The sequence below is a fragment of the Dokdonella fugitiva genome (assembly GCF_004342425.1).
Classification (GTDB): domain Bacteria; phylum Pseudomonadota; class Gammaproteobacteria; order Xanthomonadales; family Rhodanobacteraceae; genus Dokdonella_A; species Dokdonella_A fugitiva.
Genome location: NZ_SLWQ01000005.1, coordinates 83311 through 105846, shown reverse-complemented (window position 1 = coordinate 105846; position 22536 = coordinate 83311). Strand labels below are relative to the sequence as shown.

The following is a 22536-nucleotide window of genomic DNA, read 5'->3' as shown; positions in this document are numbered from 1 at the left end:
GGGTACGGCATAGGGACCGGAAACGTCACGATCCGGGTCGGACCGCCATGTGCAACGCCGCGGACCGGCCCGCGGGGTTCGCCCGCGGGCGACCACATCCGTGCGCCTTGCTAACCGGGGGCGCCGATCGCGCATCCTAGGGGCCATGACCGACGATGAAGCGCGCTGGATCGCCCGCGCGGGCGCAGGGGACGCCGTCGCGTTTCGACGCCTCGTCGATGCGCACGCCGGCGCGTTGTACCGCGTCTGCGCGCGCATCACCGGCGACAAGGCCGTCGCCGAAGATGCGGTGCAGGAGGCGTTCTTCAATGCCTGGCGGCACCTGCGCGACTTCGACGGGCGCGCGGCATTCGCGACCTGGCTGCACCGCATCGCGGTCAACGCGGCGCTCGAGCAGCTGCGCCGGCGCGGCCGTGTCGAGACGGCGTTGCCGGACGGCGAGGAGGCCGAGGGCCTGCTCGCGCGCACGCTCGAGGCGCAACCGGGGCCGGAGCGCGTCGCGCGCAGCGCCGAGCTGCGCCGCGGCATCGAGGGCGAGCTCGCACGCATGAGCGTGCTCGAGCGCAGCGCATTCGTCCTGCGCCATCACGAGGGCCGGTCGCTCGAGGACATCGCGGCGGCGCTGTCGCTCAACGTCGGCGCCTGCAAGCAGGCCATCTTCCGCGCGGTGCGCAAGCTGCGCGCCGTGCTAGAACCGGAGCTGCCATGAACACGATCAGCGATGAAGACCTGATCCTGCACCACTATCGCGACGGCCTCGATGCCGGCGAACTCGCGCGCATCGACGCCGCGCTCGCGGCATCGGCGCAGCTGCGCGCTCGACGCGACGCACTGCTGCGCGTGCTGGGCGAAGTCGATGCGCTGCCCGCGCCGGTCGCCGACGCGGGTTTCGAGCGCCGCCTGTGGCACGCGCTCGAACCGCGCCTCGTCGCGCGCGCGCCGCGTCCGCCGTGGCGCGACCGGCTGCACGAATGGCTCAATCCACCGCGCCTGGCCTGGGCCGGCGCATCATTCGCGCTCGTGCTCGTCGCCGTCGCCGCGTTCCACGCCGGACGACAGAGCGTTCCCGGCCCCGACGAGGTCGCGCAGGCGCGCGCGGATGCGAGCGCGATGCGCGTGCTCGACGCCTACGTCGCCGCGCACCTGCGCGCGACCGAAGGCGTGCTGCTGACCGCGAGCAACAGCGACAGCCGCGAACTCCTCGACGGCAACCGCGAACTCGCCGCCTCGCTGGTCGAGGCGAACCGCCTGTACGCGCGCGCCGCCGCGCGCGCCGGCAACGGCCAGCTCGCCGATTTCCTGCGCCAGCTCGAACCCGTGTTGATCTCGCTCGCTAACCAGCCGGCCGCGGCGCCCGTCGAAAGCAATGAAGGCCTGCGCGACTACCTTCGCTCGACCGACCTCCTGTTCCAGGTCCGCGCGACGCAGGCCCGACTCGACCGCAGCGGCGAACGCCGCACGTAACGACCACGGAGCAACATCCGCATGAAGACGATCACCGTCCGCCTCCTCGCCGCCGCCGTCGCGCTCGCCGCGAACGCCGCGTTCGCCGCGAGCGAGGGCGACATGGCGCCGGCCGACAAGGCCTCGAACGAGCTCTACTGGCAAGGCCAGGCGGCACTGAAGAAGTCGGACTGGAACACCGCGCTGAAGCGCTTCGGCGAACTCGAGCGGAAGCTGCGCGAGAGGGAGCCGCAGAGCGCAGACGCCGCGTTGTACTGGGAAGCCTACGCGCTCGTGCAGGCGCGGCGCACGAGCGAGGCGAAGAACGTGCTCGAGAAGCTGCGCCGCGAATTCCCGCAGAGCCGCTGGAGCAAGGACGCCGACGCGCTCGTGCAGCAGGCGACGCCGGCGGCCGCGAAGGCCGCGCCGGCCGACATCGGCAGCGAGGAACTCGCCGAGGTCGCGCTCGAAGGCCTCATGAGCGCGCCGGCCGCGAAGGCGATGCCGCTGCTCAGGAAAGTGCTGAAGGGTCCTTATTCGCTCAAGCTGAAGAAGCGTGCGCTGTTCGTGATGAGCCAGCTCGACGACAGCCACGGCCTCGACGACGTGGTCGCGGCGGCGAAGGACGCGAACGACCCGGAACTGCGCGAGGAAGCCGTGCGCATCCTCGGCGTGAGCGGCGCCGATCGCGCGGTCGAACGCCTGCGCGAACTCTATGCGGGCAGCAAGGATGCGCGCGAGAAGCGGCAGATCCTCGACGCCTACCTCGTCGCCGACCGCAAGGACCTCGTGCTCGCCGCCGCGCGCGGTGAGGCGGACCCGGCCGTGCGCGCGCATGCGATCCAGACCCTCGGGGCGCTGGATGCCTCGGACGAGCTCGAACAGCTCTACCACGTCACGCAGGACCCCGCGAACCGGCGCGCGATCATCCAGGCGCTCGGCGTCGCCGGCAACAGCGGTGTGCTCGCCGCGATCGCCGGCGACGCGAAGCAGCCCGAGGACATCCGCATCGCCGCGTTGCATGCACTCGGCGTCGCCGGCGACCGCGGTGGCGACACGGTGCTGCGCAGGTTGTATGCGAGCGCGAACACGCCCGCGCTGCGCGACGCGGTACTCGAGGGGCTGCTCGTCGCCGACGACAGCGACGGCGTGCTCGAGCTGTACCGCAGCGCGAAGACCGTCGACGAGAAGAAGGCGTTGCTGCGCACGCTGACCGCGATGGGCAACGACGCGGCGATCGATGCGATCGAATTCGAACTCGACAAGGCGGGCAAGCCGTGAACAAGTCATCGCTGCCGTGCATGCTGGTCGCGCTCGGGGCGCTGGCGGCCCCCGCGTCCGCCGCCGATTTCGCAGCGGACGTCATGCGCGAAGACGGTTGGGTCGGCTGGCACGTGCCACTCGTGGATGGCGTGCGCGCCCCGTGCTGCTACGGCGTGAAACGCGCTGCGCCGCTCGAAGCCGGCTGCGATCTGGACCAGCGCATCGGCGTGTTCGGCACCAGCGACGGCGACCTGCGCCGCGACACCGAACTCGCGGTGTACGCCCGCGTCGTGCATGGCCGGATCGAGGGCGTGCGCGCGGTCGGTGCCTCCTGCCCGGTCCGTGCCGCGAAACCGATCCGCGACATCGATCCGGTGGGACCGGGACGCAGCATCGACCTGCTCACGGACTGGGCGACCGGACCGCGCTCGGCGAAGGCGGACGTGGACGCCGCGCTTTCCGCGATTGCCCATCATGCGGACTCGCGCGCGACGCGCGTGCTGGCGACGCTCGCCGAACCCGGGCACGCGCAGGAAATGCGCGAGCACGCGCTGTTCTGGCTCGGCCATGCGCGTGGCGCCGAAGGCGCGCGGATCATCGAGCACCATGCGACGACCGACGCCGATCCCGACCTGCGCGAGAAGGCAATCTTCGCGTTGTCCCAGGCATCGGGCGTCGATGCCTATGCGCGCATCCTCGCCATCTCACGCAGCGACCGCAGTGACCACGTGCGCGGCCAGGCGCTGTTCTGGATGGCGCAGCTGGACGATCCACGCGCCGCGGCCGACATCAGCGCGGCCGTCGCCGCCGATGCATCGGCGGACGTTCGCGAGCAGGCCGTGTTCGCTCTGTCGCAACTCGACGACGGCAAGGGCGAGGACGCGCTCATCGCGATCCTGCGTGGTGCGTATCCACGCGAAGCGAAGAAGCAGGCGCTGTTCTGGCTCGGCCAGTCGGGTTCGCCGCGCGCGCTGCAGGCGCTCGACGAGGTGCTCGCCAAGGCAGGTTCTGCCTCACGTTGAGACCCCCGGCCGATCGACCGCGGCCCGGTGTTCGAGCGAGCCGCGGTCGCGGCAGCCTTCGGCGACGAGCCAACGCGAAATCGCCGTGCACGACGCCGAGTACACCGAGGCCGATCATGCTCGCCGCGAAGGCGATCCGCGAGGCGGTGCGAACGTCCGGCATCCCGTTCTCCTGCAGCGAGGCAATGGCCGCCTTGTAGCGCCCGCGCTGGCGGCATCCGGTGTGGCGTGGCTTGCGGGTGCGTGCGGCGCGACGCACGATGGGGAGTTTCCCTCGCCGACGCGAAGCGTGACGGCGTTCGCGCAACCGACGTGCCCGCATCACAGGGCCTTAACGGATGCGAGGCTATGGTCGTGGCTCCGAAGCTCTGGAGGCTCGCCCATGAGCGTCGTCATGAATCCGGCCAACGGCTGGCAGCAGGTACTCGTGTTCGAAGCGGACTCGGATGCCACAGCTCGCGTGGATGCCTTCGTCGCGGGCTTCCGGCCCGGCGACGACCATGGCGCCTGCCGCATCCAGCCATCATTGAAATCGCCTCACGGTTACCAATGGTACGAGGCGTACGTCGATTTCGGCATCGGCGAACGCCGCGCGATCCATCTCGCCTCGACCCTCGTCGATGCGCTGGAACGCGCGGAGCTGCCGAGCTATCGCCTCGTCGCGGGCAAGGAGTGGCTCGATCTCGCCGCTTCGCAGCGTTCGCTCGAAGTCTGAGGAGCGCGCTCGCGCAGCTCGGCTGCGGCTTCGCCCGCGCGCGCTCCATCGGGAGCGGGCGTGATCGCGTACGGGCCATGGGTGTCGGGACGCTCGTGGCTGCGCGGCAACGCCGGCTCGCGTGGCGGATGACCGTCACGCATCGGCCCGGCTCCGACGCGCGCGGCACCGGGCGGCAGCGTGCGCGCGCCTGTGTGGGTCGCTGGCGGGAACTGCGCAACGCAGCTCCCGCCAGGCCGGCTTACTTGCGGTCCGGACTGCCATGGCCCCAAGCCTGCCATTCCGCCATGGAGATCTTCATGTCGCGGTCGGTGTCGATCTTGTCGAAATGGGTGATCAGGGCCGGGTCGCCCTTGAGCTCTTCCTTGGTGATGTAGCCGTCCTTGTTCGAATCCTTGTCGTCCCACGACGCATCCGAGGTCATCGCGGGGCCCTGCGTCGGCTGGGCCTGCGGATCCGTCGCGGGCGGATTGCTCGGCGACACCTGCGCGGCACACGCGCCTGCCGCAAGTACCAGCGAAAGGGCCAACGTACTCGTGCTGAAGGTCTTCATCGCGTTCATCTCCTCGTTCGCGTCGCGGGATGCGGCGTTCGCGCCCAGACTGCATCGTCGCGGCGAAGCCGCAGGTGAACCGGCGGCGACGCGATTCAGCTGCGGATCGGACGCGGGTCCGCATGCGTTCATCGACGGCGTGCGGCAATGCGCCAGCCATGAAACCGACGCGCAGCACGCCGTTCAACTGGCCCCGCGGCCGCCTCGTCTACGTCGCCGACGCGCAACCCGGCCTGCGGCGCAGGCGCAGCGGTGGCGGGTTCGTCTACGTCGACGTGCGCGGTCGCCGCGTCACCGACGCGCGGGTGCTCGCGCGCATTCACGCGCTGGCGATACCACCCGCGTACCGCGACGTCTGGATCTGCCGTGATGCGCAGGGTCACCTGCAGGCGACCGCGCGCGACGCACGCGGCAGGAAGCAGTACCGCTACCACCCGGCCTGGCGCGAACGCCGCGACGAGGTGAAGTTCCGCCGCACGATCGAATTCGCGGCACGCCTGCCGGCGCTGCGGCGTCGCGTCGCGCGCGACCTGCGCGCCGACGGCCTCGCGCGCGAGCGCGTGCTCGCGGCGATCGTGCGCCTGCTCGACCGCACGCGCATGCGCATCGGCAACGAGGAATACGCGAAGGCGAACGGATCCTACGGCGTGAGCACGCTGCGCAACCGCCACGTGCGCGTGCGCGGCGACCGCGTGCACATCGCGTTCCGCGGCAAGTCGGGGCAACGCCACGAGCGCCTGCTCGAAGACCCGCGGCTCGCGCGCGTGGTGCGGCGTTGCCAGGACCTGCCGGGCCAGTGCCTGTTCCAGTACATCGAGGGTGGCCGACGCCGGCGCGTCACCTCGGGGGACGTGAACGACTACCTGCGCTCGATCATGGGCGACGACTACACCGCGAAGGACTTCCGCACGTGGGCCGCGAGCGTGATCGTCGCGGAGCGACTGTTCGGCACGCCGGACGCACCGGCGGAATCGTCGCTGCAGGCGGCGATCACTGCCGCGGCCGCGGACCTCGGCAATACGCCGGCGGTGTGCCGCAGCACCTACGTCCATCCCGCCGTGCTAGCCGCGGCCGAGGATGCCGCGCGTGCCGAGCGTGCGCGCGCCGCCTTCCGCCACGTGCAGCGTGCCGATCGGGGCCTGGGCCGAGCCGAGCGCGCGCTGCTGCGCTACCTGCGCGGTGACCGGCGCGCGAGTACGAAGGGTGCGCGCGCCTAGGCCCGGGCCGGCGCCGGTTCGCGCGTGACCTCGATGGTCCACGCACCCCATTCGAGCACCTGCACCCGGGGCGCGTCGGCGGCGAGCGATGCAGACGCGGCCTCGCCCGTGGAAATCGCATTGCCTGCACGCCGGGTCACGGCGATCGCATAGCGGCGATCCTCGAACGCATACCATGCGCGGAATCCCGGCCATGCGGCCGGCACGCGCGGGCGCACGAACAGCCGCGCTCCCGCGCGCTGCAGGCCGAGCATCGACTCGACGACGAGGCGGTACATCCAGCCGGCCGAACCGGTGTACCAGCTCCAGCCGCCACGCCCGGTATGGGGTTCGATCGACAGCACGTCGGCGGCGACGACGTAGGGCTCGGTCTTCCAGCGCGCGATCGCATCGGCGTCGGCGCCATGGCGCAGCGGGTCGATCAGCTCGAACAACGCCCATGCGCGCTCGATCCGCCCGGCTTCGAGGAAGGCCATGATCGTCCACACCGCCGCGTGGGTGTACTGCCCGCCGTTCTCGCGCACGCCGGGGAGATAGCCGCGGATGTAGCCGGGATCCGGTTCGCTGACATCGAATGGCGGATCGAGCAGGCGGATCAGGCCGGCCGATTCGTCGACGAGCTGCTCGTCGACCGCATCGAGCGCCCGTTCGATCCGCTCGCGCGCGCCGATGCCCGACAGCACGGCCCAGCTCTGCGACAGCGCATCGATGCGGCATTCGCGGCTGGCGGCGGAGCCGAGCGGCGTGCCGTCGTCGAAGTAGGCGCGCAGGTACCAGCCGCCGTCCCAGGCATGCCTCTCGACAGCGTCGGCAAGACGTGAACGCTCCTCCGCGCAGCGCTGCGCGAACGCGTCGTCCCCGCGCGACCGCGCGATCGGTTCGAAGCGCCGCAGCACGTCGTGCAGGAAGAAGGCGAGCCAGACGCTCTCGCCGCGCCCGTCGCGCCCGACGTTGTTCATGCCGTCGTTCCAGTCGCCGCTGCCGATCAGCGGCAGGCCATGCGCGCCGTAGCGCATGCCGCGCAACAGGGCCCGGCGGCAGTGCTCGTAGATGTCGGCCGAGTGCGGCGAACGCATCGGCATGTCGTAGTACGACTCCTCGCCTTCGCCGAGCGGGCGGCCTTCGAGGAAGCTTGCCTGCTGCGCGAGGATCGTCCTGTCGCCGGTCACCTCGACGTAGCGCGCGAGCGCGAGCGGCAGCCACAGGTAATCGTCGGAGCAGCGCGTGCGCACGCCACGCCCCGCGGGCGGGTGCCACCAGTGCTGCACGTCGCCTTCGACGAACTGGTGCTGTGCGCATTGCACGACCTGCTCGCGCAGGAAGGCGGGATCGGCGTGCACGGCGGCCATCGCGTCCTGCAACTGGTCGCGGAAGCCGAACGCGCCACCGGACTGGTAGAAGCCGCTGCGCGCCCACAGCCGGCAGGCGATGACCTGGTACATCAACCAGCCGTTGGCCAGCAGGTCCAGCGCGGCGTCGGGCGTCTCCACCCTGACCGCGCCGAGCAGGGAGCGCCATTGCGCGTGCACCGCGTCGATCGACGCGCGCGCGCTGCCGTTGCGGCGGAAACGCTGCACGAGCGCGACCGCTTCGGCGCGGTCGCGACCGACGCCGAGGCGGAAGATGAGGTCGCGCGATTCGCCGGGCGCGAGCTCGACCGGCGCCTGGATCGCGCCGCAGGGGTCCATGCCGGCGCCGAGCCGGCCGCTCAGGGTCTGTCGCCGCATCGCCGCGGGGTCGCGCAGCGATCCGTTGCGGCCGATGAACTCGGCACGGTCGCCGCTCAGCGTGCGCTGCAGGTGTTCGAGGTCGAAGAAGGCGACGAGCGAAGGGAATTCGAGGCTGTACGCGTTGCGCGCGAGCAGCGCGCCGCTGTCGTCGAGTTCGGTGACGACGTGCATGGCGGTCTTCTCGCGCAGGTCGCCGAGTACCCATTCGACGTAGCCGGTCACCGAGATGCGCCGCGGGCGGTCGCCGTCGTTGCGCAGGCGCAGCATGTAGAACTTGACCGGCGCCTCGGTGTCGACGTGGATGCGCAGCGCGCTGGTGATGTCGTGCGCGGTGTGTTCGACGATCGTGTAGCCGAAGCCGTGCCGCACGACGTACTCGCCCTCGTCCGGAGCGGGCAGCGGCGTCGGCGACCAGAACATGCCGGTGTCCTCGTCGCGCAGGTAGATCGCCTCGCCGCCCGCGTCGGTGACCGGGTCGTTGCTCCAGGTCGACAGACGGTACTCGTGAGCGTTCTCGGCCCAGCTGTAACCCGTTCCCGCGGTCGACACGATGCAACCGAAGCGCGGATTGGCGATCACGTTGATCCACGGCAACGGCGGCGCCCGCCCGGTGCCGACACGGGCCACGTACTCGCGCCCGTCGGCGGCGAAACCGCCGATGCCGTTGTCGAACGTGAGCGCAGGCAGCGGCGACGACGGCGTCGCGCTCACGCGCGGTGGCGCCACGTCCTCGACGGCGAGCGGCGTGAAACGCGGCACGACGCTGTCGCCGCCCACGTTGCGGTCGCGCGCGAGCTGTTCGGCGAGCGTGCCGTCGGCGTCGACGAACACCGCGCGCGCGACCGCGAGCATGAGCACGCGGTCCTCGTGGTCGAGCTGGTCGAGGTTGCGCACGTAGACGCCGCCGGGCCGCTCGAGCATGGCCGCATCGGCGCTCGTCGACACGACCGCGAGGATCTCGTCGCCGAGCGCGGTGCGGTAGCCGATGCGTTCCTCGTTCCAGATCACGAGGTCGAACACGAGCCCCTTCATGCGGCAGTACGCGTGCGCGCTGACGAGCTGGCGCACGAGTTCGATGTGGCGGGCGCTGGCAATCTGCAGCAGCACGATCGGATGGTCGCCGGAGATCGCGAACGGCCACAGGCCGCGCTGCGCGAGGCGGTTGGCGGCGATCGTCGACGGCGCCGCGCGGCGCGCGGGATCGGCGAACACGATCGCTCCGGCGAGCCGGTTGCACGTCTGGCCGTCGACCTCGCTGATCGCGAGCTGGCCGAGCGCGAGGCGGCTGTGCGTCCAGGCGATCTCGATCGCGCGGTCGGCGAGATGGCGGTCGCGGTACTTGTCGGCGAGCAGCAGGGCGTTCTCGCGGCTTTCGGCGACGCCGATGATGAGGTCGATCGTCACGCCCTGTTCGGGCGCGAGGCGAACCCGCTGCCGGCTCGCGGCGATCGGGTCGAGCACCGGGCCGGCATGGCCTTCGAGCGGTGCATCGCGCGTGACGGCGAGCGGTGCACGCAGCGACCGCTCGCGGCCGATGAAGGCCATGCGGTCGGTCTCGAACGAATGCGCGAGGCGTTCGCCGTCGTGCACGGCCAGCGCATGCAGCAACCAGTGTTGCGCCTGCTCGCCGGTCGAGCGACGGCGCGTGGCGAGGATCGCCTCGTGTTCGGGCACGAATTCGGTCTGCACGAACAGGTTGCTGAAAGCGGGGTGCAGCGCATCGGCGATCGCTGGCGCGAGGACGATTTCGGCGTAGCTCGTCACGTCGATCGTGCGCATCGTGCGCGAGCGGTTGGCGATGCGCAGCCGGCGCAGTTCGATGTCGTCCTCCGGCGAGACGACCACCTGCAGGTGCGTCTCGATGCCATCGAGCGAGCGCTTGAACTCCGCGGTCGCTTCGGTGAACACGATCTCCGATGCGTCCGCGGGGGTGGGGCAGGGTTGCGGCGTCGCCGACCAGACCTTGCCGCTGTCGGCATCGCGCAGGTACACGTACACGCCCTTGTCGTCGCGCGTCGCGTCCTCGTGCCAGCGCGTCAGCGCGAGCTCCTGCCAGCGACTGTAGCCGCCACCGCCGGTCGTGACCATGACGTGGTAGCGACCATTGCCGAGCAGCTGCACGGCAGGCCTTGGCGGGATCGCTTCGCCGAACACGCGCATCGCCGATTGCGGCGCATCGCTGGAGATGCGCACGTCGACCATCGCCGGGTCACGTGCCCAGTCGATCGCGCCGCGCGGCACGCGTTCCTGCAGCAGGAGCAGGGTGGCCTGCAGTTCGACGTCAGCGGCGAAGCGGCGCTGCATCGGCTGCGCGGCGAGCACCGACAGCAGGGCGAGCAGGCTCATGCCCTGGTGGTGCGCCATGTACGAGCGCACGATCACGCTGGTCGCGCCATGCGGCATGCGCGCGGGCGTGTAGTCGACCGCCTCGTAGAAGCCGTGGTCGGTGAGCCAGCCGAGCGCGTCCATCGCGGCCAGGTTGTCGAACGCCTCGCGCGGCGCCGCGAGCATCGCGAGCATGGTCGCGTACGGCGCCACCACCAGTTCCTGCGACAGGCCGCGCTCGAGCCCGAGGCCGGGCACCCCGAACGCGCGGTACTGGTAATTCTGCGCCGCGTCGGTGAGGTTGTAACCGGACTCCGAAACGCCCCAGGGAACGCCGCGCGAGCGGCCGTAGTCGATCTGCTGGCGTACCGCGGCGTGGTTGGATTCCTCGAGCAGCGTGCCGCGATAGGCGGGCATGACGAGCTGCGGCATGAGGTACTCGAACATCGAGCCGCTCCACGACAGCAGCACGCGGCGCCCCGACGCTGACGTGAGCAGCCGGCCGAGCGCGAACCAGGCGTCCTGGGGCACGACGCCCTGGGCGATCGCGACGAACACGGCGAGGCGCGCCTCCGACGCGAGCAGGTCGTAGTAGCCCGCGTCCATCCGACGTTCGCTCACGTTGTAGCCGATCGCGAACAGCGAGCGCGTCGCGTCGTAGAGGAACCCGAAATCGGGGCGCGCGAACTCGTTGCAGCGCGCGGCGAGCGCCTCGATCCGTGCGATCGCCCGCCGCGCCGCGTCCGCGCATCGCCCGCCGCCGTCGGCGACGTCGCGCAAGGTCGGCACGTCGCCGGTGGCACCGTCGACGAAGGCGGCCAGGTCGACGACGTGCGCGTCGACCTGCCGTCGCGCGGCGGCGATCCACGCATTGCCCGGTTCGTCCTCGGCCGCTGCGGCGAGCGTCGTCGCCGCATCGGCGAGCATCGTGCGCAGGGCGAGGCATTCGCCCGCGCGTTCCGGCAGGAGGCGCGTGGCCAGCGCCTCGAGCGCGGCGCGGCTTCCCGCGCGCGCCCCGGCGGCGGCGAGGGCGAGTACGTCGCGCAGGCCTTCGACCGCCGCGGCGCCGATCACCGGTTCGTCGGGTGCCTCGAGCAGGCCGATGCGCAGGGTCATCAGGTGCGCCGCGAAGTTGCCGCTGTCGACGGTGGAAACGTAGGCCGGTGCGAGCGGCTGCAGGGTGATCGTGTCGTACCAGTTGTAGAAATGGCCGCGATGGCGCTCGAGGCGCTCGAGTGTGCGCATCGTGTGTTCGGTGCGTTCGATCCAGTCGCCGAGCGCGACGTAGCCGAAGTCGCGTGCCGCGAGACAGGACAGGAGATAGAGGCCGATGTTGGTCGGCGAGGTGCGGTGCGCGGTGCGCTCGATCGGCTGTTCCTGGTGGTTGTCGGGCGGCAGCCAATGGTCGGCCTCGGTGACGTGGCGCTCGAAGAAGTGCCAGGTACGCCGGGCGAGTCCGCGCAGGTAGGTCCGCTGGCGCGCATCGAGGCGGCGTTCGTCGCGGCGCGGCGAACGGCTCAGGCGCCAGGCGAGGAATGGCGCGACCAACCACGCGAGCTGCCACGGCAGGCTTCCCGCGTCGACCACGCTCGCGATCGACAGCGCGGCGGCGGCGTAGCAGGGCCACAGCGTCGTCGCGAAGGCCGCGAGCGTGTCGCGATGGGCGCGTTCGACCATGCTCGAGGTCTGCCACTCGAGCAGGTTGCGGTGCGACACGTGCAGGCGCCAGAGCGTGCGCGCGATCGCATCGGCGGAGAGCCACGCCTCGAACGGCAGGCAGGCGGCGACGAATGCGGCGCGTGCGGCCCTGCGCATCGCCTGCGCGCCGATGCGGCGCAGGTGGCGTGGGCCGGAATCGCCACCGGGCGGGGCGAGCAATTCCTGCAGCACGTCCAGCGCGACCGGCAGCACGAAGACCGCGAGCACGAGCGCGACGAGCGCGGCGCGCCACTCCGGCACCTGCCACGCGGCGAACAGCAGGACGAGCAAGGCGAGCGGCAACAGGCTGCGGCGCAGGTTGTCGAGGATCTTCCAGCGCGACAACGCATCGAGCGGATTGCGCTGCAGCACGCCCTGCGCATCGCGCACGCGCGGCAGCAGCCACGCGGCGAGCTGCCAGTCGCCGCGGATCCAGCGATGGCGCCGGCGCGCATCGACGAGATAGCTCTGCGGGTGGTGCTCGAACAGCTCGATGTCACTGGCGAGCCCCGCGCGCGCATGGCAGCCTTCGAGCAGATCATGGCTGAGGATGCGGTTGTCGGGCAGACGGCCGGCGAGGGCCCGTTCGAACGCGGCGACGTCGTAGATGCCCTTGCCGATGAACGAGCCCGCGCCGAACAGGTCCTGGTAGGTGTCGGAAACGAGCCGGGTGTAGGGATCGATCCCGGTCTCGCCGCCGAACAGGTGCGCGTAGGGCGACGGGCCGTTCGCCGGCATCGTGTGGCCGACGCGCGGCTGCAGGATGGCGTAGCCCGCGCGCGCGCCGCCGGCGTCGTCGCGCGGGCCGTTGAGCGGATGCGCCATCGTCGCGACGAGCGCGCGCGCGGCGTCCCGCGGCAGCCGCGTGTCGGCATCGAGGGTGATGACGTAGCGCACGCCGGCGAGCCACGCGATGTCGCCTTCCACCGTCGCGAACGCCGACGCATCGCCGTCGAGCACGAGGCGGTTGAGCGCGACGAGCTTGCCGCGCTTGCGCTCGTGGCCGATCCACGCACGTTGCGTCGCATTCCAGCGTCGCGCCCGGTGCAGGAGCAGGAACGGCGCCGACGGATGGCGCCGGTTGAGTTCGCGGATCGCCTCGCGCGCCGCTTCGAGGATCGCCGGGTCGCGCGCCTCGTGCGCGGCGTGCGCGTCGGGGAAATCCGTGAGCAGGGCGAAATGCAGCTCCGCGTCGCGATTGCCCATGTAGCGCACCTCGAGGTCGGCAACGAGTTCTTCGGCCGTCTCGATCGAGGTCAGCAGGGCGGGAACCGCGACGAGCGTGCGCGCGCTCGCCGGTATGCCGTCCGGAAAGTCGAGCCGCGGCAACTGCGACGGCCGGGCCAGGCGCGCTGCCGCGTGATTGGCGACCGTGAGCGCGAGTTCGCTCGCGGCGATCACGGCTGCGCCGGTCACGACCGCGAGCAGCCACCATGCCGGCGCGGGTTCGACGAGCGCCGGCTCGAGCGTCGCGACGAAGGCAACGGTGAGGAGGACGAGGGTGCCGAGATGGAGGGCGACGCGTGCGCGCGGCGACCTCGGCAGGCGCAAGCGTGCGTGCAGGCCGACGCGTGCTTCCAGCTGCTCGCGCCCGCGATCGACGAGGTAGTAGCCGACGTGCGAGAGGCGTTCGTCGGGGTCGTGGCGATGCCCGGCCGCGAGCGCGACGGCATCCGCCGCGAGCTCGCGTTCGTCGCGGCCGCTGCGCCGCGCGAGATGCTCCACCACGCGACGGTAGTGATTGCGCGTGGCGAAGTCCATGCGCGCGTAGACGCCCGCCGGGTCCTCGCGCAGCACACGCTCGACGTGGCTCACGGCTTCGACGAACGCTTTCCAGTCGAGCGCGTCGAGCAGGCGCAGGCTGCCGATGCAATTGCTCGCCGACACCTGGTCGATGACCTGCTCGTGCTGCGCGCCCTGCACGAGTTGGGCGCTCGTGAGGCCCGACTCGGCGAGCCGCTGCTCGATCCAGGTCATCGGCAGCGACATCGCGTCGCCGAGCGGCTTGAGGCGCTGCGTGAGCTCGGACACGAACGCCTGCGACATCGGCGGCTCGTCGCGTGCCATGTCGGCGGCGACGAGGATGAGGCGGGTCGGGTCGGCCCGCGTCGCATCGACCATCGCGTCGGCCCAGCGTACGGCGAGGTTGCGGTCGATGCGCCCCTGGCGCACGCGCACGGCGACGCGGCGCAGGTTCTCGACCAGTGCGAGCCGCAGCATGATCGGTACCGCCCAGAGTTCGCCGAGCGTGAGCGGCAGGCGCTCCTGGTAGGCCGCGAGGTAACGCCGCAGCGAGGCTTCGTCGAAGCGGCCGTCGCCGTGCGAAATCGCCTTGAGCATGAGGTCGTAGATGCGCGGCAGTCCCGCGCTCGGGCCTTCGGCCAGGGCCGGCAGCTGCTCGCTGTAGCGGCGCGGCAGGTGCGTGCGGGCGAGGCGGACCTGCTCGTCGATGAGATAGAGGTTGTCGAGCAGCCATTCGCCCGCGGGCGTGGCGCGATGACCGGCTTTGACCGCGCTCGCGAGCACGAGGCAGGCCTCGCGGATCACGCCTTCGTTGGCGGCGAGCCGATCGAGCAGGTGGCTCGTGCGCAGCTGCGCGACACCGAAGCCGGCGTGTTCCGCGCTGAGCTCGCGGCCGCGCTCCTCGAGTTGCTCGGCGTTGAGCAGTTCGGCAGAAAGGGGCGCCTCGCCGAATACGGGCGGGATCACCGATCTGCGAGAGAAGGGCAAGATCATTCCGCTGCGCCGGGGTCGCCGGCGTGCGCCGGTGCGCAGAGTGTGCAAGATGGCGCTGAATGCGCGCTGACACCCGCGGCTGCGCGGCTCATGGCGGGCGCTTCACGAGCCGTGCCGCTGCGGGCCGGCCCGCGCGATGTCGCGCTTGTGCCGTTCGACCTTGCGCGCGGCCGCGCTCGCGCGCGCGCCCGCGATCATCTCGGTGAGCCATTTGATCAGCAGGCCGGTGTACTCGGCCTGCATCGTCTTGCTCGAGAACGCGTGGTTCGCGTCGGCGACCAGGCGCGCGGTGAGCGAGCGCGCATGGGTGAACGCGGCGACGTAGTTCTCGATGACCGCGTGCGGGATGATGTCGTCGCGTTCGGCCTCGACCAGGAGGACATCGCCGCGATACGCCTCGCAGGCGTGCAGCGCGCGGTTGTCGGCGGCGTCGACGCGCCGGCGGCGCCATGCGGGCAGGTCGGGATCGGCATGCAGCGAAAGCTTGGGCTGGTCCCAGTCGGCATCCTTGTACAGCGCGGGCGAGCGCAACGCGAGCCAGCGCACGGGGCGTTCCGCGGTAAGCAAGGCGGCGAGGTAGCCGCCGTAACTGACGCCGATGACGGCGATGGCGTCGGCATCGACGGACGGCTGCGCGGCCATCCAGTCGTAGGCGGCGACGAGGTCGGCGAAGTTCTGCGCGCGGCTGACCGTGGTGGACACCTCGCGCGTGCCGTGGCCGCGCAGGTCGAACGTGACGCAGACGCAGCCGAGTCCCGCAGCCTCGCGCGCGCGCGTGAGGTCCTGGATCTGGCTGCCACCCCAGCCGTGCACGAACAGCACGCCGGGCAGCTCGCGCGCGGGCATGAGCATCGCACCTGGCATCGATTCGTGCGCGACCGGGATGCGCACGCGGTCAAGCCGGATATCCATCACCGTGCGTCCTCGCGTACTTGACCAGGCCGCCGAAGCGGCCGCTGCGGTCGGTGAAGTAGACGGTCGCGCCCTCCGGTGGCGCGCCGCCCGCGTACTCCTCGTGCGTCGACACGCGCACGCAGGCGAGATGCGGGTCCGCGGCGAAAGCGCGCAGCGCGAGCAGCTCCGCCGCGCTCGCGCCGCCGATGCGCCAGGACTGCTCGAGCACGCCGATGTGCGGCAATCCGTCGGCGTCACGTCCGTGCACGACGTCGTAGTTGCGCCGCGAAGCGTAGAACGCCGGGTAGGCGGCGGCGACCGCCGCGTCGTAGTGGATCGCCTTGGCGAGCGCGGCCGCGGCGACCACCGGCATGCCGACCGTGGACAGCGCGTCGAAGTCGCCGCGCACCGCGACGAGGTCGCTGCCGCCGTACACCGTGCGGCCGAGGTGGTCGACCGCGCCGCGCTGGTGGCCGAAGTAGCTGATCCGCGATGCACCCACGCGGATCGTGCCGATGCTGTAGGTACGCGCGTCGACGAGGTCGCGTTCGACGACGATGCCGAGCACGTCGAGGTCGCCGGCGGTGATCGTCGCGAGCGCGGCCTCGAAGGCGTCGAACGTCGCGCACACGGCCTGGCCGCGCCCGCCGCATGCCGACGCCGCCTTCAGGCGCACCGGCCCCCGTGCGAGCAGGCGGCGCGCCGCGATGCGCGCGTCCTCGCGCGAGAAGGCCGAGTAACCGTCGAGCACCGCGCCGTCGAGGCCGCGCGCGAGCTCGTATGCCCATCCCGCGGGCGCGGCTGCTTCGCGTGCGACGAGCCCGTGCGTGATCGCCTTGCCGGCGACGAAGGCATGGGGCACGACGCCGCCGAGCAGGTCGGCGTCGGAATGGATGCCGAGCGCGAGCGCTTCATCGACGAGCAGCGTGCGCTGCGGCACCGCGTAGCTGGGCCAGTCGAGTGGACCGCCCTCGTGCACGCCGCCGTAGGCATAACCGAGCAAGGCGGCGGCTTCGCGCGCGAGGTGCCGTTGCGTCACCGATTCGTGGTGGGCGCTGTCGCGGTCGGGGCTGGCAAGCACGACGACGCGCCCGCGTTGCAGCGCCTTCCGCGGCATCGAGGTATCGATCGTCGTTCCGGGCGTCGCTGCAGGCACGTGCGGTCCCCGCTCATTCGCTGGAAACCGCATGCCCCGAATGCCTGCACGTGGCATGGCCGCAGCCACAGGTCGCGTGCGCGGTGCCGTAGCCCTGCTGCTGGTCGCGGCAGGCGTCGGAGCACCAGAGGTCGGGCGCCGACACGCTGCACGTGCATGCGGGATGCGCGCAGCGATGGCTGTGGTCCGGCGCGGGTTCGCTGCTCGAACGCACGGCCGGAACGAACGGCGACACCGGATCGCTGGTCGGGAAGGTTTCCTGCAGCGCTTCGTCGAGCGCGTGGCTTTCGTGTGCCTTGCGCGCCTCGCGCTCGCGTTCGGTCTCGGCGGCCGGAGGCACGGCGTGCTCGTGCGCGTGCGGAAGATCCTTGCGGTCACGACTGGTCATGGCATGTACTCCGTGCGATCAGGGATTGCCGTCGCCGCCGGAGGCGCCGTAGACCTGGCCGGTCACGTAGGACGCGTCGTTGGCGGCGAGGGCGACGTAGACCGCGGCGATTTCCGCGGGCTGGCCGGGGCGGCCGAGCGGCGTATCGGCACCGAACTCCTTGAGGCGCTCGCGCGTCTGTCCGCCGGTCACCTGCAGGGCGGTCCAGAACGGCCCGGGCGCGACGGCATTGACGCGGATGCCCTGGCGGGCGAGCTGCTTGGCGAGCCCCTTGGTGAAATTCACGATGGCTGCCTTGGTCATCGCGTAGTCGAGCAGGTGCGCGGAAGGATCGTAGGAATTGACGGACGCCGTGTTGATGATCCCGGCGCCGGGCGGCATGCAGGCGACCGCGGCCTTGGTGATCCAGAACATCGCGTAGACGTTCGTCTTGAACGTCCAATCGAATGCATCGGTGGTAATGTCGAGGATCGATTCGGCGCTCTGCTGGCGCCCGGCGTTGTTGACGAGCAGGTCGAGGCCGCCGAGTCCCTGCGCCGCGCGGCCGACGAGTCGCTGGCAGAAGCCTTCGTCGCGGATGTCGCCGGGGAGGCACACGACCTGTCGCCCGGCGTCGCGGATCAGTTCGGCGACTTCGTTCGCGTCGGCTTCCTCGGCCTCGAGGTAGGAGAGGGCGACATCGGCGCCTTCGCGTGCGAAGGCGATCGCGACCGCGCGACCGATGCCCGAGTCGCCGCCCGTGATGAGCGCCTTGCGGCCGGTCAGTCGTCCGCGCCCGACGTAGCTGGTCTCGCCGTGGTCGGGCCGCGGCTCCATTTTCGATGCGAGCCCCGGCCATGGCTGCGCCTGCACCGGGAACGGCGGTCGCGTGTGCAGCGACGCCGCGTTCTTCATCGATGTCGACGGATCGCTGCCGGGAAGATGCTGCTGCGTGTCCACGCTGTGCCCCTCGTCGTACGGATGAGACGACCCTAGGCATGCACGGCGTGCTCCAGCATGAACGGTGCGGCGCGTGGCTTAGGAGCAATTCATGCGGCCGACACGCCGCGCGCGTGCTGACGGATGGCGGGTGCGAATGTGAACGGCGCGCCGCTGCAGGTCGCGCGCGAAATCCCGGGCGATATACTCGTGCCGATCCTCTCGACGAAATCCGGCATGCCCAACTACGAGTCTTCGCTGACTGCCGCGGAATGGCGGCAGATCGTGAACAGCGCCGTGGAGACGGCCGTGATCAGCCTCGACCCCGAAGGTCGCGTCACGACATGGAGCCGTGGCGCGCAAAGCATGCTCGGCTGGTCCGAGGCGGAGATGCTCGGCAGGACGATCGAATGTCTGTTCACCGAAGAGGACCGCCGGCGGAACGTCTTCGCCCAGGAACTCGAGGATGCGCGCAACCACGGCCGCGGGCTCGGCGCCGAAGGCTGGCGCCTGCGCAAGGATGGTTCGCGCGTATGGGGAGCGGGTGAAGTCGCCCCGATCATGGGGCCCGACGGCACCATCATCGGCTTCGTGAAGATCCTGCGCGATCGCACCGAACAGCGCGCGAACGAGATGGTCGTGCGCGAGGAACGCCGTGCACTCCAGATCCTGAACCGTGTCGGCTCGCAACTTGCGATGGGCCAGGACCTGCACCAGCTCGTGCAGCTTGCGACCGATGCCGGCGTCGAGCTCACCGGCGCCGAGTTCGGCGCCTTCTTCTACAACGTGGTCGACGACGCCGGCAAGACGTACATGCTGTACACGCTGTCGGGCGCGCCGGTGGAGGCGTTTTCGAAGTTCCCGATGCCGCGCAACACCGCGGTGTTCGCGCCGACGTTCCGCGGCGAAGGCATCATCCGTTCGCGCGACATCACGAAGGACCCGCGATACGGACGCAACGCGCCGTACGCGGGCATGCCCGAAGGCCACCTCCCGGTGCGCAGCTATCTCGCCGTGCCCGTGGTTTCGCGCGCGGGCGAAGTCCTCGGCGGCCTCTTCTTCGGCCATGCGCGCGAGGGCGTGTTCAGCGAACGCTCCGAGCGTGGCCTCGAAGGGCTCGCGGCCCAGGCGGCCATCGCGATCGACAATGCGCGCCTGTACGCCGCGGCGCAGCGCGAAATCGCCGAGCGCCAGCGCACGGAGGCCTCCTTGCAGGAGCTCAACGCGACGCTCGAGCACAAGGTCAGCGAGCGGACCGAGCAGCTCAAGCGCAGCGAAGAAGCGCTGCGGCAGGCGCAGAAGATGGAAGCGATCGGCCAGCTCACCGGTGGCGTCGCGCACGACTTCAACAATCTCCTGCAGGCGATCACCGGCAACCTCGAAATCCTGCAGCGCCACCTGCCGGAGGAGTCCGGTCGCGCCCAGCGTGCGGCGGCGCAGGCGATCGCCGGAGCCGAGCGCGCCGCGGCGTTGACGCAGCGCCTGCTCGCGTTCGCACGCCGGCAACCGCTGGATCCCAAGCCGACCCACATCAATGCGCTCGTCACCGGCATGTCCGACCTGTTGCACCGTTCGCTCGGCGAACTCGTCGCGGTCGAGATCGTGCTCGGCGTCGGCCTGTGGCAGGCAGAAATCGATCCGAACGGCCTGGAGTCCGCGATCCTCAACCTCGTGCTCAATGCACGTGATGCGATGCCGGGCGGCGGGCGACTGACGATCGAGACGTCGAATGCGTACATCGACGAGCACTACGCGGCCAAGGCCGTCGAAGTGCGACCGGGACAATACGTCCTCATCTCCGTTTCCGATTCGGGAACGGGCATGGACGAGGCGACGATCGCGCGCGCGGTCGAGCCGTTCTTCACGACCAAGCCCGTCGGGCTCGGTACCGGCCTCGGCCTGAGCCAGGTCTACGGCTTCGTGAAGCAGTCCGGCGGCCATCTCAAGATCTACTCGGAGCCGGGGCAGGGCACCACGGTGAAGATCTACCTGCCGCGGCTGGTCGGAGCCGTCGACGTGATCGAGGAAACGGAGGCGCTGCTGCCGCCGGAAGGCGAGCAGGAGAGCATCCTCGTCGTCGAGGACGACGACGGCGTGCGCTCGGTCTCCGTCGAAACACTGATGGACCTCGGTTACCGCGTGCTCGAGGCCGCGGACGGCGCGATGGCGCTGCGCGTCCTCGAACATGCCGGCCATATCGACCTGCTGTTCACCGACGTGGTATTGCCCGGGGGAATGACCGGAGCCGACGTCGCGGCGAAGGCGCGCGAATTGCGGCCGGACATCAAGGTGCTCTTCACCACCGGCTACGCGCGCAACGCCATCTTCCACCACGGACGCATCGACAAGGGCGTCCAGCTGATCACCAAGCCGTTCACGCTCAAGCAGCTCGCCGAGAAGGTTCGCGCGGTGCTCGACGGCATGGACTGAGCGTCGACGGGGGAGCGCTGCGGAGGAATCCCGGCACGCCTGCGTCGTGGTATCGCATGCGCTCGTCCGAGCGGGAGGCGATGGTTGGCGGAGAGAGTGGGATTCGAACCCACGGTGGTATCGCTACCACGCCGGTTTTCAAGACCGGTGCCTTAAACCGCTCGGCCATCTCTCCGTTGTCTCGTGACGTCGCCGCGCCATGTTGGCCGGCGCGCCGGTTTTACTCGGGACATCCTGTCCCTCGCCCTGCGGGCCAGCGGCTTGCGCCGCTGTTGGCTCCGGCATCCTGCCTCCGCGCTCAAGACCGGTGCCTTAAACCGCTCGGCCATCTCTCCGTTGTCTCGTGACGTCGCCGCGCCATGTTGGCCGGCGCGCCGGTTTTACTCGGGACATCCTGTCCCTCGCCCTGCGGGCCAGCGGCTTGCGCCGCTGTTGGCTCCGGCATCCTGCCTCCGCGCTCAAGACCGGTGCCTTAAACCGCTCGGCCATCTCTCCGTTGTCTCGTGACGTCGCCGCGCCATGTTGGCCGGCGCGCCGGTTTTACTCGGGACATCCTGTCCCTCGCCCTGCGGGCCAGCGGCTTGCGCCGCTGTTGGCTCCGGCATCCTGCCTCCGCGCTCAGGACCGGTGCCTTAAACCGCTCGGCCATCTCTCCGTTGTCTCGTGACGTCGCCGCGCCATGTTGGCCGGCGCGCCGGTTTTACTCGGGACATCCTGTCCCTCACCCTGCGGGCCAGCAGCTTGCGCCGCCGCTCGCCATCTCTCCGTTCGCGGGGGCGCATGATCGCAGACTTTGCGCGTTTTGTGAGCGGTCGCGTCCACGGGTCGCACGCAGGAGATGCGCGGGCACGCGCTCCGGCAAGCATCGAGCGCGTAGCTCTCCTCAAGCGGCTGGCGTGGTGGAACGGAAGGCTGCGGCGGCGACCGTCCGCTCGGAGCGGGGGATCGGCATCCGACGGCAGGCCACTGCACACGGCATCGCGCCGAGGGCTCATCCGAATGGCTTTCGCCCGCCACGTTGTCGTGTAGCTGATCGGTTTTCGCGGGGACACCGCGCCGACGTGGGCTGTCCCGTGCACGAACGGGTGGAAAGTGCACGACCCGTTACAGCCGCCTCGACAACCTGGCACCCGTCGTCTTCGTCGTGACGGGCGAAAGCATTCGCCGCGATCAGGCGCGGAAGAACTTCAGGAGGTCGGGGTTGACCACGTCCGCGTGCGTCGTGCACATCCCGTGCGGGAAGCCCTTGTAGACCTTGAGCGTCGCGTTCTTCAGCAACTTCGAGGAGAGCATGGCCGAATCGGCGATCGGCACGATCTGGTCGTCGTCGCCGTGCATGACCAGCGTCGGCACGTCGATGCGCTCGAGGTCGCCGCTGAAGTCCGTCGCCGAGAACGCTTCGATGCAGTCGTACTGCGCCTTCGCGCCTCCGTTCATGGCCTGGCGCCACCAATTCTGGCGCACCGCTTCGGACAGCGGCGTGCCGGTGCGATTGAAGCCGTAGAAGGGAACCGGGAAGTCCCAGTAGAACGCGGCACGGTTCGCCGCGAGCTGGGTGCGCAGGCCATCGAACACCTCGCGTGGCGTGCCGCCCGGGTTGGCCGGCGTCTTCAGCAGCAGCGGAGGCACGGCGCCGATCAATACGAGTTTCGCGACCCGGCCCGCGCCATGCCGCGCGACGTACCGCGCCGCTTCTCCGCCGCCGGTCGAGTGGCCGACGTGGATCGCGTCGCGAAGATCCAGGTGATCGACGAGCGCCGCGACGTCGGCGGCGTAGGTATCCATGTCGTTGCCCGACGTCGTCTGCGTCGAGCGGCCGTGGCCGCGACGGTCGTGCGCGACGACACGGTAGCCGTTCTGCGCGAAGAACAGCATCTGCGCATCCCAGTCGTCGCTCGACAACGGCCAGCCGTGGTGGAACACGACGGGCTGTCCGGCACCCCAGTCCTTGTAGAAGATCTCGGTGCCGTCTTTGGTGGTGATCGATTTCATGTCGTGGTTCCTCGTGGGGGATCGGCGTCGAGCGGCCGCATCGGCCGCGGGCGGTG

The 22536-nt window shown here is 70.5% G+C and carries 14 protein-coding genes and 1 tRNA gene; 7 read left to right on the top strand and 8 right to left on the bottom strand.

The features are described 5' to 3' along the window. The first annotated feature begins 145 nt into the window (after positions 1-145). From EV148_RS10545 to EV148_RS10525, 5 genes are all read left to right on the top strand, one after another. Complete coding sequence (locus EV148_RS10545; protein WP_131997729.1) at positions 146-709, top strand: RNA polymerase sigma factor; 564 nt, start codon at positions 146-148, stop codon at positions 707-709. Beyond that, positions 706-1464 carry a hypothetical protein gene (locus tag EV148_RS10540; RefSeq protein ID WP_131997726.1) on the top strand — a complete coding sequence of 253 codons (759 nt, stop codon included), beginning with the start codon at positions 706-708 and terminating at the stop codon, positions 1462-1464. Before EV148_RS10545 ends, EV148_RS10540 begins: the two co-directional genes overlap by 4 nt. A gap of 21 nt (positions 1465-1485) precedes the next feature. Continuing rightward, positions 1486-2724: a HEAT repeat domain-containing protein gene (locus EV148_RS10535; RefSeq protein ID WP_131997723.1), complete on the top strand. Its 1239-nt coding sequence runs from the start codon at positions 1486-1488 to the stop codon at positions 2722-2724. Further along, positions 2721-3728, top strand: coding sequence for a HEAT repeat domain-containing protein (locus tag EV148_RS10530; RefSeq protein WP_131997720.1), 1008 nt, complete (start codon positions 2721-2723; stop codon positions 3726-3728). Before EV148_RS10535 ends, EV148_RS10530 begins: the two co-directional genes overlap by 4 nt. Positions 3729-4110: 382 nt before the next feature. Next, a complete protein-coding gene (locus EV148_RS10525) occupies positions 4111-4443 on the top strand; it encodes a hypothetical protein (RefSeq protein WP_131997717.1) in 333 nt (110 codons plus the stop codon). Positions 4444-4684: 241 nt separating this feature from the next. Here EV148_RS10525 and EV148_RS10520 read toward each other — a convergent pair whose 3' ends face one another. Continuing rightward, positions 4685-4996, bottom strand: a complete 312-nt coding sequence (locus EV148_RS10520) for an EF-hand domain-containing protein (RefSeq protein ID WP_158287427.1) — start codon at positions 4994-4996, stop codon at positions 4685-4687. Between the two features lie 158 nt (positions 4997-5154). On the opposite strand from EV148_RS10520, the gene EV148_RS10515 reads away from it, so the two are divergent. Continuing rightward, the gene (locus EV148_RS10515; protein ID WP_131997711.1) at positions 5155-6213 is read left to right on the top strand and encodes a DNA topoisomerase IB; all 1059 of its coding nucleotides are present in this window, start codon (positions 5155-5157) and stop codon (positions 6211-6213) included. On the opposite strand, the gene EV148_RS10510 is transcribed toward EV148_RS10515, so the two are convergent. The 5 genes from EV148_RS10510 to EV148_RS10490 all read right to left on the bottom strand — a co-directional run bounded on the left by EV148_RS10510 (position 6210) and on the right by EV148_RS10490 (position 18034). After that, complete coding sequence (locus tag EV148_RS10510; protein WP_158287426.1) at positions 6210-14696, bottom strand: GH36-type glycosyl hydrolase domain-containing protein; 8487 nt, start codon at positions 14694-14696, stop codon at positions 6210-6212. The two genes, EV148_RS10515 and EV148_RS10510, sit on opposite strands and share 4 nt — an antisense overlap. Positions 14697-14804: 108 nt before the next feature. Continuing rightward, positions 14805-15614 (bottom strand): alpha/beta hydrolase family protein, encoded by an 810-nt coding sequence (locus EV148_RS10505; RefSeq protein WP_131997705.1) that lies wholly within the window; start codon positions 15612-15614, stop codon positions 14805-14807. Then, positions 15598-16713, bottom strand: a complete 1116-nt coding sequence (locus tag EV148_RS10500) for a DUF3182 family protein (protein WP_158287425.1) — start codon at positions 16711-16713, stop codon at positions 15598-15600. The genes EV148_RS10505 and EV148_RS10500 overlap by 17 nt, the downstream gene beginning before the upstream one ends. A 52-nt stretch (positions 16714-16765) precedes the next feature. Then, a complete protein-coding gene (locus tag EV148_RS10495) occupies positions 16766-17140 on the bottom strand; it encodes a hypothetical protein (protein ID WP_131997699.1) in 375 nt (124 codons plus the stop codon). Positions 17141-17158: 18 nt separating this feature from the next. Beyond that, positions 17159-18034 (bottom strand): SDR family oxidoreductase, encoded by an 876-nt coding sequence (locus EV148_RS10490; protein WP_131998195.1) that lies wholly within the window; start codon positions 18032-18034, stop codon positions 17159-17161. Positions 18035-18217: 183 nt separating this feature from the next. Here EV148_RS10490 and EV148_RS10485 point away from each other — a divergent pair, with 183 nt between their 5' ends. Further along, a complete protein-coding gene (locus EV148_RS10485; protein ID WP_199222765.1) occupies positions 18218-20488 on the top strand; it encodes an ATP-binding protein in 2271 nt (756 codons plus the stop codon). Between the two features lie 85 nt (positions 20489-20573). Here the strand turns inward: EV148_RS10485 and EV148_RS10480 are convergent. Then, a tRNA-Ser gene (locus EV148_RS10480) sits at positions 20574-20663 on the bottom strand. Positions 20664-21658: 995 nt separating this feature from the next. Next, the gene (locus EV148_RS10475; RefSeq protein WP_199222764.1) at positions 21659-22480 is read right to left on the bottom strand and encodes an alpha/beta fold hydrolase; all 822 of its coding nucleotides are present in this window, start codon (positions 22478-22480) and stop codon (positions 21659-21661) included. Positions 22481-22536: the final 56 nt, after the last annotated feature.